Below are 14076 nucleotides of genomic sequence, written 5' to 3'. Positions count from 1 at the left end.
GTTCGGGCTGAGCCCCCTGTCAGGATTGAACTGACGACCTTCGCTTTACAAGAGCGGTGCTCTACCACTGAGCTAAGGAGGCGGGTTGGTACGTGATCCCGAAGGCATCATAGCGGGGCGCGGCGGCCGCGTGGCATCGGTAGAGGTGCCACGCGGCCGTCGCGCTCAGCGAGGTCCCGGCGCAGTATCTGTGTTACTGCTCAGGACTGGGCGCGGGCCGCATCGTCGGCGGCCATCGCGTCGCGCAGGCTCTTGGGACGCATGTCGGTCCAGTTCTTCTCGACGTACTCGACGCACGCGGCCCGGCTCTCTTCGCCGAACACGACACGCCAACCCGCCGGGACCTCCGCGAAAGCGGGCCACAGGGAGTGCTGCTCTTCGTCGTTGACCAGAACGAAGAAGCGGCCGTCCTCGTCGTCGAAGGGGTTGGTGCTCAATTTCACCTCACTGGATACTGGCGCTGTGTACGGGATCGCGCCGGGCGCGAACCCGGGCGTTGTGTCGACCCTAGCAAGGCTGACGTTACGTGTAGGCGGTTACCTCAGCCTCGACGGTCAAGCCGCGAAGAAATCGAGGAGGATCTTGTTGACCGCCTCGGGGCGTTCCAGGTAGCCGTAGTGGCCGGTGTCCGGGATCTCCTGGTACCTGGCGCCGGGGATGGCGTCGGCGACCTCCCGCGACAGATAAGGCGGAATCATCCTATCATCGGCGAAGCCAATTGCCAGGCAGGGCACCGTGATTGCGCGATAGGCCGCCACCCGGTCGAACTCGTGGTCCATGGCCCGCTGGGCCCGGACACCCGGGGTGGCGGCACCGCCGGTGAACTCGAACAGGTCCAGCCAGTCGCGGGCCGCGTTGGTGTCGGCCATGGTCGCGGGTGACAGGTTCATCACGGCGGTCAGCGCCGCCTCGAATTTGGCGGGCAGCTGCACGCCCGCGGCGTCGAGGTCCTGCTCGCCGGCCGACAGCGTCTTCTGGAACTGGTCCAATCGGGCGTGACCGGCCATGAACACGGCCTTGCGGACCAGGTCGGGACGGGCCAGCGCCAGCTCCTGGGCGACGCGCGCGCCCATCGAGGTGCCCGCGACCAGCGCCGGGCCCTCGTCGATGAGCTCGATCAGCGCGGCGGTGTCGGCCACCAGCTCCTCGATCCGCATGCCGGAGGCCGCCTCGAACGAGGGCGCGATACCCCGGTTGTCGAAGGTGCACACCCGGTAGCCCGCCGCGACCAGCGCGGGCACCTGATGGAGTTCCCACACCCGACCGGGCGATCCGGTGCCCATGATCAACACCACCAGCGGACCGCCGCCCTTGACGTCGGTGCCCTTGGTACGGTCGCCCTTGACCTGATAGTTCAGTGCGATGCCGTTCACCGTGGCCACTGGCATGGAAAAACCTCTCTGCGGGGTGGAGCTGTCCGACCATCACGGTAACGGGACCGCCACGGCCCTGCACCGGGGTGGGGTGATCGGGTCGGGAGTTCATCGGCCGTGCACGAGCGACCGATAGTATTGACCACTCGCACGTAGAGCGTTTGGAAACCGGGAGGACGAACCACTATGGCCGCCAAGAGCAGCGCCAACGACATCGCCGACGACGAGCTCGAGCCACTGGCCGACGAGACCGCTCGCCAGGCACAGCGGGTCGTCGCGGCGTACGCCGAAGACGCCGACGAGTGCCGGATGCTGCTGTCGATGCTCGGCATCGGCCCCAGCTGACCCCTCCCCGACTACCACAACCTCAAAGCGGGACCCTGCGACGCGCAAAGGATGCGTGAGTGGACCAGATGATCGACCAACAGTCCAACGACCGTCCGTCCGAGACCAGCCACACCGTCGCGGCCGCACCCACCGGTGCCGGCTCGGGATTCGTCGTCGTCGCGAACCGGCTTCCGGTCGACCTCGAACGCCTGCCCGACGGCACGACCAGGTGGAAGCGCAGCCCCGGCGGCCTGGTGACCGCCCTGGAACCGGTCCTGCGCAGCAACAAGGGGGCCTGGGTCGGCTGGGCGGGTGTGCCGGACGTCGAGGTCGAGCCGATCATCGAGGACGGGCTCGAACTGCATCCGGTCCCGCTGACGGCCCAGGAGGTCGAGGACTACTACGAGGGATTCTCCAACGGCACGCTCTGGCCGCTGTACCACGACGTGATCGTGCGCCCGGTGTACGACCGGGCCTGGTGGGCGGCCTATGTCGAGGTCAACCGCCGATTCGCGGAGGAGACCGCCAAGGTGGCCGCCGAGGGCGCCACCGTCTGGGTGCAGGACTACCAGCTCCAGCTGGTGCCGAAGATGCTGCGGATGCTGCGCCCCGATCTCACCATCGGCTTCTTCCTGCACATTCCGTTCCCGCCGGTCGAGCTGTTCATGCAGATGCCGTGGCGGACCGAGATCGTCGAGGGCCTGCTCGGTGCCGACCTGATCGGTTTCCACCTACCCGGCGGCGCGCAGAACTTCCTCTACCTCGCCCGCAGACTGGCCGGTCAGCCCACCTCCCGTGGCACCATCGGCGTGCGGTCCAAGCTGGGTGTGGTGCAGGTCGGTTTCCGCACCGTGCGGGTGGGCGCGTTCCCCATCTCCATCGACTCCGCCGAACTCGACGAGCACTCGCGGCGGCGTTCGGTGCGGGAGCGGGCCGCCAAGATCCGCGCCGAGCTGGGCAATCCGAAGAACATCATGCTCGGCGTCGACCGGCTCGACTACACCAAGGGCATCGACATCCGGCTCAACGCGCTGCAGGAGCTGCTCGAGGAGGGCCGGGTGGATCCGGCCGAGACGGTGATGGTGCAGCTGGCCACGCCGAGCCGCGAGCGCGTGCAGAGCTACATCAAGATGCGCGGCGACATCGAACGCCAGGTCGGCCGGATCAACGGCGAGTTCGCCCGCGTCGGCTACCCGGTGGTGCACTACCTGCACCGCCCGATCCCCCGCGACGAGCTCATCGCCTTCTTCGTCGCCGCCGACGCCATGCTGGTCACCCCGCTGCGCGACGGCATGAACCTGGTGGCCAAGGAGTACGTGGCCTGCCACAGCGACCTCAACGGCGCCCTGGTGCTCAGCGAGTTCACCGGCGCCGCCGCCGAGCTGCGTCAGTCCTACCTGTGCAACCCGCACGACCTGGACAGCGTGAAGGACGCCATCGTCGGCGCCCTCGACGACGACCGCGACACCCAGCGCCGCCGGATGCGCTCGATGCGCCGTCAGGTGCTCACCCACGACGTGGAGCGCTGGGCGCGGGCCTTCCTCGACGCGCTCTCGCAGGGCAATGTCGCCGGGTCGGCCCTGCTCAGCGAGGACTCCGACGTCTTCAGCGAAGGTCACTGAGCGCACACAGCGACCTCACAGCATGGGTCCAGCCACTTCCCAGCGAGGTGGTGGACCATGAGACCCATGACCGGTGTGCCCCAGACCCCCGAAGCCAGGGTGCTCGTCGTCGACGACGAACCGATGATCGTCGAGCTGCTGGCGGTGAGCCTGCGCTACCAGGGCTTCGAGGTGGCCACCGCCGCCGACGGCGCCGAGGGTCTGGACAAGGCGCGCTCGTTCCGGCCGCAGGCGCTGATCGTCGACGTGATGATGCCCGGCATGGACGGCTTCGGCCTGCTGCGCCGGTTGCGGGCCGACGGCATCGACGCCCCGGTGCTGTTCCTGACCGCCCGTGACGAGGTCGACGACAAGATCACCGGGCTGACCCTGGGCGCCGACGACTACGTCACCAAGCCGTTCAGCCTGGAGGAGGTGGTGGCCCGGCTGCGGGTGATCCTGCGCCGGGCCGGGCAGACCGCGCCAGAGCGGGCGAGCACCCGGCTGCGGTTCGCCGACATCGAACTCGACGACGACACCCACGAGGTGTGGAAGGCGGGCGAGCCGGTCGCCCTGTCCCCCACCGAGTTCACGCTGCTGCGCTACTTCATGGTGAACGCGGGCAGCGTGCTCAGCAAACCCCGGATCCTGGATCACGTGTGGCGCTACGACTTCGGCGGTGAAGTGGGCGTGGTGGAGACCTATGTGTCGTACCTGCGCAAGAAGGTCGACACCGGCGAGCAGCGATTGATCCATACCCTGCGCGGCGTCGGGTACGTGATGCGGGAGCCGGCCGCGCGATGAGTGCGCGCGCCCGGATCGCCCGCAGGCTCGCGGCGATCCCGCTGCGGGTGACGCTGGTGCTGATGCTCGTGGCGATGGCCGGATTCGGTTTGGTCGCTTCGGGTTTCGTGGTCACCAAGGCGATGGAGAACTCACTGCAGAACCGCACCGACCAGCAGCTCACCGATGCCGCGGTCGACTGGGAGCGCCGCGTCGGACTGCCCGCGCCCACGCTGCCCCTGCCCGCGCCGGATCGGCAGCCGCCCGGCCGCTACTACCTGAAGGCCGAGAGCGCCGACGGCGCCCGCACGGTCACCCTGGACAACGTCTTCGGCACCGACGCCACGCCCGATCTGCCGGATCCGCCCGCGCTGCAACCGGTCACGGTCGGTTCGCTGGGCGATTCCACCGAGCAGTGGCGGGTGCTCACGGTGACCGGGCATCGCGCCTCGGCGACCGTGGCGTGGCCGCTCACCGAGAACATCGAGACGGTCCGCAATCTCGTGGTGCTGCAACTGGTGGTCGGCGCGATCGTGCTGGTGGCGCTGGCCGTCGCGGCCTATTTCGTGGTCCGGGGCAGCCTGGCCCCGCTGCGGCGGGTCGAGGCGACCGCGGCCGCCATCGCCGAGGGACAGCTGCACCGGCGGGTTCCGGTGCGCGGCACCGACACCGAGGTGGACCGGCTGTCCCGCTCGCTCAACAGCATGCTCACCCAGATCCAGCAGGCCTTCGCCGCGACCGAGGCCTCGGAGTCGGCCGCCCGCGAATCCGAGGCCAGGATGCGGCGTTTCGTCGCCGACGCCAGTCACGAACTGCGTACTCCGCTCACCACCATCCGCGGTTTCGCCGAGCTGTACCGGCAGGGCGCGACCGGCGATCCGGCGATGTTCATGCATCGCATCGAGCACGAGGCGCAGCGGATGGGCCTGCTGGTGGAGGACCTGCTGATGCTGGCCCGGCTCGACGCGCAACGCCCGGTGGACCTGAAACCGGTCGACCTGCTCGCCCTCGCCGGCGACGCCGTGCACAGCGCCCGCGCGGTCGAGGCCGCCGCGGGCGAGCACCGGCCGATCAGCCTGGAGATCGCCGAGGGCACCGGCACCCTGGAGATCCTCGGCGACGACCACCGCCTGCGCCAGATCCTCACCAACCTGCTGAACAACGCGCGCACGCACACACCGGACGGCACCGCCATCACCGTGCGGCTGACCCCGGCGGCGGACGAGGTCCGGCTGGAGGTCGCCGACACCGGGCCCGGCCTGTCGCCGGAGGAATCGGCACGGATCTTCGAACGCTTCTACCGCACCGACACCTCACGCACCCGCAGCAGCGGCGGCACCGGGCTCGGTCTGTCCATCGTGGCGGCGCTGGTGGCCGCGCACGCGGGCACCGTCGAGGTGACACCGACTCCCGGCGGCGGCGCGACCTTCGTGGTCCGGCTGCCCCGAGACGACCGCGGCCCGGCCTGAGTCAGGCCGGGCCGAGGCTACGGAGGAGATACTTCGGGCCGGGTCAGACCGGCGTGACCTGCGAGACCAGCCAGCGGTCACCGGACTTGTCCAGCGACACCCGCACCCGGCTGCCGGAGGTGTTGCCGTTCGGGGTGTCCTTGCTGGTGGTCAGCTGGTTCAGGTAGAGCAGCACCACGGCGTGCTCGGGCTCGGCGGAGACGACGCCCTCGGCCTGGGTGGTGGCCTTGACCGTGAGCTGCTTCTCCTTGGCGCCCGGCGCGATGGCTTCCTTGATCAGCTTCAGGTAGTCCTCGCGGAACGACTCGGTCAGCCCGTCGGCCGCCTTGGGCAGCTCGGTGTCGACGGTGGCGGGCTCGTAGGTGAACATGGCGCTGACCGTGCGGCCCGCCGTGCTCATCGCGTCGTCGCGAGCCTGCACGGTGCGGTCGTGCTGCCAGAGCTGATAGCCGCTCACGCCGAGGACGACCGCGGCGATCAGGCCGAGGACGGCGAGGCCGCCGAAGACGATCTTCATACGCTGGCTCATCCGACGAACTCCACCTTCGACACGGTCATTCCGGTATCGCCGTTCGACACGGTGACCCGGAACCGGTACTGCCGCGACTGCGGTTCGGGCGAGCCGTTGTTGCTCACCGTCTGCTTCGCGGCGACGAGAACCTGCGCGGAGTCGGCGTCGGCGGTGACGATGCCCGACTCGACGACCTCACCGTTGGAGACCACATTCGCCTGCTTGACGACGTCCATGAACGGGTCGACGCGACCGTCGAACTCGGTCTTGAAGTCACCGGAGGCCACCGACAGGATCCGGTCGATGTCCTCCTTGGCCGTCTGGGCACGGATGGTGGTGAGGTTCAGCACCGCCTGGCGGGCGGTCTCGGTGTACTGCGCGCGCAGGTCCTCCTCGCGGTTCACCGAGTAGGCGGTGAAGGCGGTGTAGCCCGCGCCGGCGACCAGGGCGAGCACGAGCACGATCGCCGCGGCCAGCGCGAAGACGCGGCCGCGGGCGCGCGGCGCCGTCTGGTCGGCGGGTTCGGCCGGCTCGCTCGCCGCGAGCTTCACGGTGACGTCCTCCGACTCCGCCGCGGCGTCGGCCCATTTCACCGTCGGGTCGGCAGCCTTCACCGTGGCGTCGGAGAGCTTCACCGTGGCGTCCCCGGAGTCGGCCGACTTCGCTGTCGCGTCGGTGACCGAGGTTCCGGCGATCTTCACGGTGGCGTCCGCCGACGGTGATGCGGTTTCGCTCTTGCTCACGCTGACCGTCGCGGCCGTCGCCTCCTCGACCGGAGGTCCGGCCGAGCGCGCGGCCCGCCTGCGCGGGCGGCGGTTGTCGTTGTCGTTCATCGTTGCTGCTCCTCCAACATCGCCTGCCAGCTGGCCGGCACGGTGCCCGAGCCGTCCGCGGCGATGTCACCTTGGCGGTACGTGCGTCCGTCCGTGCCCAGATAGCTGCCCGTGGACGGATCATAGGGGCGCGCTGCGGCGGGGGTCACACCGCCCGTCGATGCGCCTGCCGGTGCCGATGCCGGAGCGACCGGGGTGACCGGTCCGAACGGCGGGTTGTTGCCTTCCGGCACGAAGCCCGTCCGGCACAGTTCGGGCGTGGGTGCCCGTACGCCGGGGAATTCCATGCACGGCGTGTTGCGGATGCCGCGGACCGCGATGTTCGAGTCCTGCGGCACCTTGCAGTAGAGCCCGGGCGGCGTGTCCATCGGGGTCAGTTCGCTGGGCGAACGCCATTGGTCCGCGGGCAGGAAGCCGGTGGTGCAGGCGGGCGGGTCGTTGAGGACGGTCATGAAGTCGACCATCACGCCGTACTTCGCCGGGCCGCGAATGGCGGTGCGCAGCGCCGCGAATGGCGGTGCGCAGCGCCGCGATCAGCGGCGGGAACACGACCATGAGCTGTTCCAGGCTCGCGTGGTACGTCACGCCGACCTGCCCGAGGCTCACCAGATTGCTGGCCAGCAGCGGCAGGGTCGGACGCAGGTCCTGGAACTGCTGGTTCACCGTTTCCATCGCGGAAGGGCTGTTGTTCAACAGGTTTCGCAGGGCCGGGTCGTGCTCACGCAGCTGATCGGTGACCGTGGCCAGATCGGCTGTCCAGGAACGGATGTCGTCCGCGGACCGGGTCTGGGTGTCCAGCAGCGGACCGATCTGGTCGAGCAGCTTCTTGGTGGGCTCGATATCGGTCTCGGCCTGCTGCACCAGCAGTGCGGCCGAGTCGATGAACCGCTGCAGATCCGGACCGGCGCCGTTGAACGCGAGGAACGCCTCGTCGATCACCTGGCGCAGGCGGGTGTCGGCGACCGTCTCGAGCAGCTTGTCGGCCTGGTCCAGCATCGCGCCGACATCCTGGGGCAGGTGGGTGCGCTGCTCGGGGATCACCGAGCCGTCACGCAGGTTCCCGTCGGCGGGCTGCTCGGACGGCACCAGGTCGACGTACTGCTCGCCGATGGCCGACACACTGCGCACCCAGGCGCTGGAATCGGCGGGCACCTTGTAGTCGCTGTCGATCGACAGATCGGCTTCGACGCCGGCCGTGGTCAGGCGGACCGCCTCGACCTTGCCGATGTTCTGCCCGCGGTAGGAGACGTTCGCGGTGGGATACAGGCCCCCGGTGGCGGCCAGCTGCACGGTCACCGCGTACCGGCCGATGCCGAGCATCGCGGGCAACTGCAGGTAGGTGGCACTCATCACGGCGAGACCGATCACCGTGAGCACCGCGAAGATCGCGAGCTGGACTCGCACGAACCGGGTGAGTTTCATCGACCCGCCCCTTCCTGGCCGGGCAGCGGCGCGGTGATACCGGGAATCGCGGGCAGACCGGGAATCGCGGGCAGCCCCGGGATGAGCGGCGCGGGCGCCGCCGGGGTCGCGAACGGCGCGGTGGCCGGGTCGGCGGTATCGGTGGCGGTCGACGGCGCGAACGAGCCGACGACGCCCTCGACGCCGCCGAAGCGACCGCCCAGCGGGGTGCCGGTGAGCCAGTTGCTGTCGAGACGACTCGCGGTCAGGTCGAACGTGATGAACAAGTTCATGTAGTCGCCCATGATCGCGTTGTCGATGTTCTTGATCGGGAACGGGAAGGTCGGCAGGATGCCGAGCGCCTGGATCAGGTTGTTCCCGGTGTCGGCCAGCGTCTTCAGCACGGGGCCGAGGCTGCGCAGGTTGGCCACCAGGTCGTCGCCGCTCGTCTTGATGAGCCGCTCGCTGACGTCGCCGAGCTCGCCCAGCGCGGTGATCGCGGTGGTGATGCTCGCCGACCGGTCGGCGAGCGCGGTGAGCGCGGGATGGATCTGCTCGATCGCCTCGGCGATCACGTCACGCTGGCCGGCCAGGCGCACCGAGAGCTGGTCCAGGCCTTCCATCGCCGCGATGATGCTGCCGGTCTGGCGCTCCAGGCCGGTGGTCAGCTCGTTGAGCTGCGGCAGCAGGTCGGCGATCTCAGCCTCGCGGCCGTTCACCATCGCGTTCAGTTCGGTGGTGATGGTCTCGAGCTGCGCGATACCGCCGCCGTTGAGCACCACCGACAACGACGACAGCACCTGCTCGGTGGTCGGATAGGCGCCGGCCCGGTCGAGCGGGATGACGTCGCCGTCGCGCAGCTGCCCGGTCGGCGCGACCGTCGTCGGCTCGGACAGCTCGACGTGGTTGCTGCCGAGCAGACTGGTCTGGCCGATCTTGGCGACCGCGTTGGCGGGCAGGCGCACATCGGGGTTGAGCGAGACCGTCACCAGCGCGTGCCAGCCCTCGACCTCGATCCCGGTGACATTGCCGACCTCGACGTCGTCCACCCGCACCGGCGAATTCCGGGTCAGGGTGGTGACATTGGGCATCTGGATCCGCACGGTGTAGGAGCCGGCCATGCGGCCCTCGGAACCGGGCATGGGCAGGGAGTTGAGCCCGTCGAACTGACAGCCGGTGGTGCCGAGCGCGACGGCGACGCCGACGGCCAGCCCGGCGAGGGCGCGTTGCCGCCTCATCGATGTCCTCCTGGAACGGCAAGCCCGGCAAGACCTTCGGGCACGGTGATCGGGGCGGCGGCCGGCGCCGAGTTCGGCTGGCCCGCGCCCTCCAGGCTCGGGTCGCTGTACACCAGCTGATCCGGGAAGGCGGTGACGCCGCTGGCCGGGTTGGTCATGATCGGCACGTAGTTCATCGCCAGCGAGCTGATCACCGGCGCCAGGAACTCCGCGCACAGATCCGCGGACTTGTCGGAGTTGTTGTTCTCCAGCGCCCGGACCGAACCGCACAGGAAGCTGAGCGGGCTGGCGGAGTTGTTCAGGGCGACAGCGCCGGTGAGCGAGCCCTGCGCCGGCTTGTAGAGCTGGTAGAAGTTCACCATCGCGGTCGGGCCGGAGTGCAGCACCTGCTCGATCTGGGGCCGCTTGTCGACCAGGGTCTGGGTGACGTCGGCGAGCTTCTCCACGCCCTCGGTCAGTTCACCACCGGTGCCGTCGAGGAATCGCTTCACATCGGCGAGCGCCACATCGAGGCTGTCCAGGCCAGCGCCGAGTTCCGCCGACGCGCCGGCCAGGACCGAGGACACCGAAGCGAGCCTGCCGCTGAACTGCACGATCTGCTCGTTGCTCGCCGAGAGCACCTCGACGAACTTCTGCAGGTTGCGGATGGTGCCGAACAGGTCGGTCCGGCCGTCGGACAGAGTGGTCATGGTCGCGGACAGTTCGCGCAGGGTGTCGCGGAACTTCTGCCCGTTCCCGTCCAGGTTCTCGGCCGCGGTGTCGACGAAGCGGCCGAAGGAGCCCTGTTTGTCGTCACCGACCGGACCCAGCGCCGTCGACAGTTTGGTCAGCTCGGCCTTGATCTCGTCCCACTCCACCGGAACCGCGGTGCGCTCGAGCGGAATCTGGGCGCCGTCGGCCAGTTTCGGGCCACCGCTGTAGCCGGGCGCGATCTGCACGAAACGCGCCGACACCAGCGACGGCGCGATGATCACGGCCCGCGCGTCGGCGGGCAGGTCGACATCGCTGTCGATGCTCATCCGCACCCGCACCTGACCCTTGCCCGGTTCGATCGAGTCGATGCTGCCGACGGTGACGCCGAGGACCCGCACCTCGTCGCCGGCGTACAGACCGGTCGTGGAAGTGAACGACGCGGTCACCTTGTTCTTCCCGGCGCCCGTGACGAGGTAGACGGCCACCGCGACCAAGGCCACGATCACCACCACCGCCACCGCGATCGTCCAGCGCGGCAACCCGCGCACCTGCTGGCTCATGCTCATCGCGGGGGATCCTCCTCGGCAGGAGCGATGTAGGGCGTCCTCGGGTTGGTGAAGATGTCGATCAGGTCCTGCGGCACCTGTTCCGGCCAGACCAGGGCGTCGACGAGGGGACGCAGCTCGGTACTGGTCGCGTTCACCACGTAGGCGTTGAACCAGGGGCCGTTGCCGACCTGTTCACCGAGCGCGGCGGCGTAGGGGCCGAGACCGTCGAGCGCCTCGTTGAGGTTCTGCTCGTTGCGCTGCAGCAGCGCGAGCACCGAGTTCAGGCGGTCCAGCGTGGGACGCATCTGCGGCTCGTTGTCGGCGACCAGACCAGAGAGCTGCTTGGCCACGTCGTCGATGTAGACGACGAGCTGGTTGATCGCGGCGCGCCGCCGGTCGAGTTCGCCGAGCAGTTCGTTGCCGTCGATGAGCAGCGTGTTGAGCTGGGTGCTGCGGTCGGCCAGGATCTTGGTGACGTTCTGGGCCCGGGCCAGCAGATCGGTCAGCGCCTGATCACGCACGTTGATGCTGCGCGAGAGCGCGGTGACGCCGTCGAGCGCGTTGCGCAGCGGACCCGGTGTGTCGGCGAAGGCCGCCGACAGCGTGTCCAGGGTCTGGTCCACCTGATCCAGGTCGAGATCGCGCACGGTGCCGCCGAGGTCGCTCAGCGCTTCGTTGAGCGAATAGGGCGAGGTGGTGCGCTCGAGCGGAATGGTGTCGTCGGCGTCGATCGCGCCGGGGCCGGTGGGCACCACGTCGAGGGACTTGCGGCCGAGCACCGTGTTCGTCTTGATCGCGGCGGTGGTCTTCTCGCCCAGCACGATCGACTCGTCGAGGTCGAACTTCACCAGCACCTTGTCACCGTCGAGGCTGACCTGGCGCACCTCACCGGAACGCACCCCGGCCACGTGCACCGGGTCGCCCGGGACCAGGCCGCCCGCGTCGAGGAAGTTCGCGGTGAACGTCGCGCCCGAGCGGATGAAGGGCAGCTCGGTGAATTGCAGCGTCGCGAGCGAGATCGTCACCGCCAGCACCACACCGACGATGCCGATCGTCGCCGCCGACGATTTGTTCTCATTCATTGGGCGTGCACCTTCCGGTCGCCTGCAGACCCGGCGCGTGAATTTCCATCGGCTGGCCGTTGGGACCGCTGACCAGGAAGTTGGTACCGCAGATGTACAGCTGCAGGAAGGAGCCGTAGGCACCGATCCGGATGAGCTTCTTGTAGGTGTCCGGCAGTTTTCCGAGCACCCACTCGATGTGATCGGAACCCTCGTCGAGGTTGGTGGCGAGCCTGCCGGTCTGTTCGATGGTGTTGCGCAGATCGGGACGGGCCTGCACCAGCAGGTCGTTGAGTTCCTGGGTGGCGCCCGCGATCCGCGGCAGCGCGTTGCCGATCGGGTCGCGCTGCGCGGACAGGTCGCTGACCAGGCGCTGCAGCTCGTCGATGGTGGTGGCGAACTGGTCGCCGCGGTCGGCGATGGTGCCGAGCACGATGTTGAGGTTGTCGATCACGCTGCCGATCAGCGCGTCCCGGTCGGCCAGGGTCTTGGCGAAGCCGCCGCCGCTGTTCAGCAGCGACACCAGGGTGCCGCCCTGGCCCTGGAAGATCTGCAACAGCGCCGCGGTGAGGTCGTTCACCTGGGCCGGATCGAGCCCGCGCAGCAGCGGCTTGAAGCCGCCGAGCAGCAGGTCCAGATCCAGTGCGGGCGAAGTCTGCTCGCGGCTGATGGTGTCGCCGTCGGAGAGCCGCCGCGCCGAGCCGGGACCTTCGAGCAGTTCCATGTAGCGGTCGCCGACGAGGTTCTCGTACTTGATCGCCGCACGGGTGCTGGCCAGCACCGCGTACTTGCTGTCGACGTCGAATTCGACGTGCGCGAAGTTGTCGTCGCCGACCTTCACCGAGGTCACCGAGCCCACCGGCACGCCGGCGATGCGCACCTTGGCGCCGGGCAGCATGCCCGAGGAACTGGTGAACACCGCGCGATAGCCGTTCTCGCTGGAGAACCGCGCCTGACTCAGGACGATCGCCAGGCCGGCGAACACCAGCGTCATCACCACGGTGAAGATCGCCAGTTTGATCGTCGTTCCCGTGTTCCTCACCGCGTCACTCCCGGCAGTCCGTCCAGCAGCAACTGGAATACCTTTGGTACACCGTGGAATTCGTGCTGGGTGTTCGGCGTGTACACCGCGCCCTGGCTGGTGTCGGTCACCAGGTAGTCCGAGTGGCTCTCCGGGACCCGGTCCACCACGCCCTCGCAGCGCGGGCCGCCGGTGGCGTTCACCTTGGGCAGGTCGTTCGGATAGGTGTAGGGCTGGGCGCCGAGCATGAAGCTGGCGTTCATGCCGACACCCGGCAGCAGCCCGCCCATCATGTCCTCGGCGATCGGCATCAGCGGGCCGAGGCCGTCGATGACGCAGCCCAGCGCGGGCGCGTACTCGAACAGCAGGGCGGTCGTCGGCCGCAGCAGGTCGAGCGCGGTCACGAGGTCATGTTCGTTCTCGCGCAGGACCGAACCCACCGTGTCGGACAGGCCGGTCACGTTGACCAGCACGTTGTCGAGCTGAGCCTGCATCTCGGAGATGGTCTGCGAGGTGACCGTCGCGTTGTCGACGGTGCGCAGCAGCGGGTCGGTGACCTCGGCGTAGAGGCCGGTCACCGCGGCGGTCTTGTCCAGGTCGGACTGCAGGGTGGGCAGGTACGGATTGAGTTCGCGCAGATAGCGATCCGAACGCACCAGCAGGTCGCCGAGCTTGTCGCCGCGACCTTCCAGCGCCGTACCGAGCGCGGTCAGCGTCGCGTTGAGCTTCTCCGGCTCCACCTGGGCGAGCACGTCGGACAGGTGCTGGAACAGCGTGTTGAACTCGACGGTCACCGAGCTCGCGGCCACGGTGCTGCCCGGGGCCAGCGCCGTCGCGGACGGCTGCTCGGGGACGACGAAGTTCACGTACTTGGCGCCGAACACCGTGGTCGAGCGGATGTCGACGCCGGCGTTGGACGGCACCAGCTTCAGCTGGTCGGGGTCGACTTCCAGGCGCAGCTGGGCGCCGTCGTCGTGCAGGGCGATGTCGGCGACCCGGCCGATCTCGACGCCGCGCACCTTCACCTTGGCATCGGGGTCCAGGACCAGGCCGGTGCGTGGCGTGTCGACCAGCACCACAGCGGTATTGGTGAACGCGCCTTGGAACAGCGCGAGCGCGAGCGAGGCGCCCGCGACGAGCAGGCCGACCAGCGCGAGCGCGGCGAGCTTGCGCCCGAGCCCGCCCTGCAGTGCGGCAACGAACCGATTGGTATCCAT

Annotated in this window: 13 protein-coding genes, 1 tRNA gene and 1 pseudogene; 4 read left to right on the top strand and 11 right to left on the bottom strand. The window is 68.9% G+C overall.

Annotated elements, in window-relative coordinates; all coding sequences use genetic code 11:
• Positions 1–10: 10 nt before the first annotated feature.
• From EL493_RS06475 to EL493_RS06465, 3 genes are all read right to left on the bottom strand, one after another.
• Positions 11–82: transfer RNA gene (locus EL493_RS06475), tRNA-Thr, on the bottom strand.
• A 118-nt stretch (positions 83–200) separates the two neighbouring features.
• Entirely contained in the window at positions 201–437 is a 237-nt protein-coding gene (locus EL493_RS06470) for an MbtH family protein (RefSeq protein ID WP_022565839.1), read from the bottom strand.
• Positions 438–554: 117 nt separating this feature from the next.
• Positions 555–1388, bottom strand: a complete 834-nt coding sequence (locus EL493_RS06465) for an alpha/beta fold hydrolase (protein ID WP_022565838.1) — start codon at positions 1386–1388, stop codon at positions 555–557.
• A 171-nt stretch (positions 1389–1559) separates the two neighbouring features.
• Between EL493_RS06465 and EL493_RS32215 the strand changes: the two genes are divergently transcribed.
• The 4 genes from EL493_RS32215 (at position 1560) to EL493_RS06450 (ending at position 5553) form a co-directional block, all read left to right on the top strand.
• Positions 1560–1718, top strand: coding sequence for a hypothetical protein (locus EL493_RS32215; RefSeq protein ID WP_019044795.1), 159 nt, complete (start codon positions 1560–1562; stop codon positions 1716–1718).
• A 68-nt stretch (positions 1719–1786) separates the two neighbouring features.
• The gene (locus EL493_RS06460) at positions 1787–3322 is read left to right on the top strand and encodes an alpha,alpha-trehalose-phosphate synthase (UDP-forming) (RefSeq protein ID WP_051719395.1); all 1536 of its coding nucleotides are present in this window, start codon (positions 1787–1789) and stop codon (positions 3320–3322) included.
• Between the two features lie 66 nt (positions 3323–3388).
• Entirely contained in the window at positions 3389–4105 is a 717-nt protein-coding gene (locus EL493_RS06455) for a response regulator transcription factor (RefSeq protein WP_019044793.1), read from the top strand.
• Positions 4102–5553 carry a sensor histidine kinase gene (locus tag EL493_RS06450; protein WP_019044792.1) on the top strand — a complete coding sequence of 484 codons (1452 nt, stop codon included), beginning with the start codon at positions 4102–4104 and terminating at the stop codon, positions 5551–5553. The genes EL493_RS06455 and EL493_RS06450 overlap by 4 nt, the downstream gene beginning before the upstream one ends.
• 43 nt (positions 5554–5596) lie before the next feature.
• Here EL493_RS06450 and EL493_RS06445 read toward each other — a convergent pair whose 3' ends face one another.
• The 8 genes and pseudogenes from EL493_RS06445 to EL493_RS06410 all read right to left on the bottom strand — a co-directional run bounded on the left by EL493_RS06445 (position 5597) and on the right by EL493_RS06410 (position 14076).
• Positions 5597–6082 carry a hypothetical protein gene (locus tag EL493_RS06445; protein WP_022565836.1) on the bottom strand — a complete coding sequence of 162 codons (486 nt, stop codon included), beginning with the start codon at positions 6080–6082 and terminating at the stop codon, positions 5597–5599.
• Positions 6079–6897 carry a hypothetical protein gene (locus tag EL493_RS06440; RefSeq protein WP_019044790.1) on the bottom strand — a complete coding sequence of 273 codons (819 nt, stop codon included), beginning with the start codon at positions 6895–6897 and terminating at the stop codon, positions 6079–6081. Before EL493_RS06440 ends, EL493_RS06445 begins: the two co-directional genes overlap by 4 nt.
• A pseudogene (locus EL493_RS06435) lies at positions 6894–8319 on the bottom strand (MCE family protein). The gene EL493_RS06440 and the pseudogene EL493_RS06435 overlap by 4 nt, the downstream one beginning before the upstream one ends.
• A complete protein-coding gene (locus EL493_RS06430) occupies positions 8316–9536 on the bottom strand; it encodes an MCE family protein (protein WP_019044788.1) in 1221 nt (406 codons plus the stop codon). Before EL493_RS06430 ends, EL493_RS06435 begins: the two are co-directional and overlap by 4 nt.
• Positions 9533–10795, bottom strand: coding sequence for an MCE family protein (locus tag EL493_RS06425; protein ID WP_019044787.1), 1263 nt, complete (start codon positions 10793–10795; stop codon positions 9533–9535). The genes EL493_RS06430 and EL493_RS06425 overlap by 4 nt, the downstream gene beginning before the upstream one ends.
• Positions 10792–11859 carry an MCE family protein gene (locus tag EL493_RS06420; protein WP_019044786.1) on the bottom strand — a complete coding sequence of 356 codons (1068 nt, stop codon included), beginning with the start codon at positions 11857–11859 and terminating at the stop codon, positions 10792–10794. The genes EL493_RS06425 and EL493_RS06420 overlap by 4 nt, the downstream gene beginning before the upstream one ends.
• Positions 11852–12880, bottom strand: a complete 1029-nt coding sequence (locus EL493_RS06415; RefSeq protein WP_019044785.1) for an MCE family protein — start codon at positions 12878–12880, stop codon at positions 11852–11854. Before EL493_RS06415 ends, EL493_RS06420 begins: the two co-directional genes overlap by 8 nt.
• Positions 12877–14076: an MCE family protein gene (locus EL493_RS06410; RefSeq protein ID WP_019044784.1), complete on the bottom strand. Its 1200-nt coding sequence runs from the start codon at positions 14074–14076 to the stop codon at positions 12877–12879. Before EL493_RS06410 ends, EL493_RS06415 begins: the two co-directional genes overlap by 4 nt.

The sequence above is a fragment of the Nocardia asteroides genome, assembly GCF_900637185.1.
Classification (GTDB): Bacteria; Actinomycetota; Actinomycetes; order Mycobacteriales; family Mycobacteriaceae; genus Nocardia; species Nocardia asteroides.
This window is presented reverse-complemented; position numbering and strand designations above follow the sequence as displayed.

Excerpts from the sequence above, each read along its gene's own strand:
- EL493_RS32215 (WP_019044795.1), top strand. The coding sequence starts at position 1,560 with ATGGCCGCCAAGAGCAGCGCCAACGACATCGCCGACGACGAGCTCGAG.
- EL493_RS06425 (WP_019044787.1), bottom strand. The coding sequence starts at position 10,795 with ATGAGCATGAGCCAGCAGGTGCGCGGGTTGCCGCGCTGGACGATCGCG.
- EL493_RS06465 (WP_022565838.1), bottom strand. The coding sequence starts at position 1,388 with ATGCCAGTGGCCACGGTGAACGGCATCGCACTGAACTATCAGGTCAAG.
- EL493_RS06460 (WP_051719395.1), top strand. The coding sequence starts at position 1,787 with ATGATCGACCAACAGTCCAACGACCGTCCGTCCGAGACCAGCCACACC.
- EL493_RS06410 (WP_019044784.1), bottom strand. The coding sequence starts at position 14,076 with ATGGATACCAATCGGTTCGTTGCCGCACTGCAGGGCGGGCTCGGGCGC.
- EL493_RS06455 (WP_019044793.1), top strand. The coding sequence starts at position 3,389 with ATGACCGGTGTGCCCCAGACCCCCGAAGCCAGGGTGCTCGTCGTCGAC.
- EL493_RS06430 (WP_019044788.1), bottom strand. The coding sequence starts at position 9,536 with ATGAGGCGGCAACGCGCCCTCGCCGGGCTGGCCGTCGGCGTCGCCGTC.
- EL493_RS06450 (WP_019044792.1), top strand. The coding sequence starts at position 4,102 with ATGAGTGCGCGCGCCCGGATCGCCCGCAGGCTCGCGGCGATCCCGCTG.
- EL493_RS06445 (WP_022565836.1), bottom strand. The coding sequence starts at position 6,082 with ATGAGCCAGCGTATGAAGATCGTCTTCGGCGGCCTCGCCGTCCTCGGC.
- EL493_RS06420 (WP_019044786.1), bottom strand. The coding sequence starts at position 11,859 with ATGAATGAGAACAAATCGTCGGCGGCGACGATCGGCATCGTCGGTGTG.
- EL493_RS06440 (WP_019044790.1), bottom strand. The coding sequence starts at position 6,897 with ATGAACGACAACGACAACCGCCGCCCGCGCAGGCGGGCCGCGCGCTCG.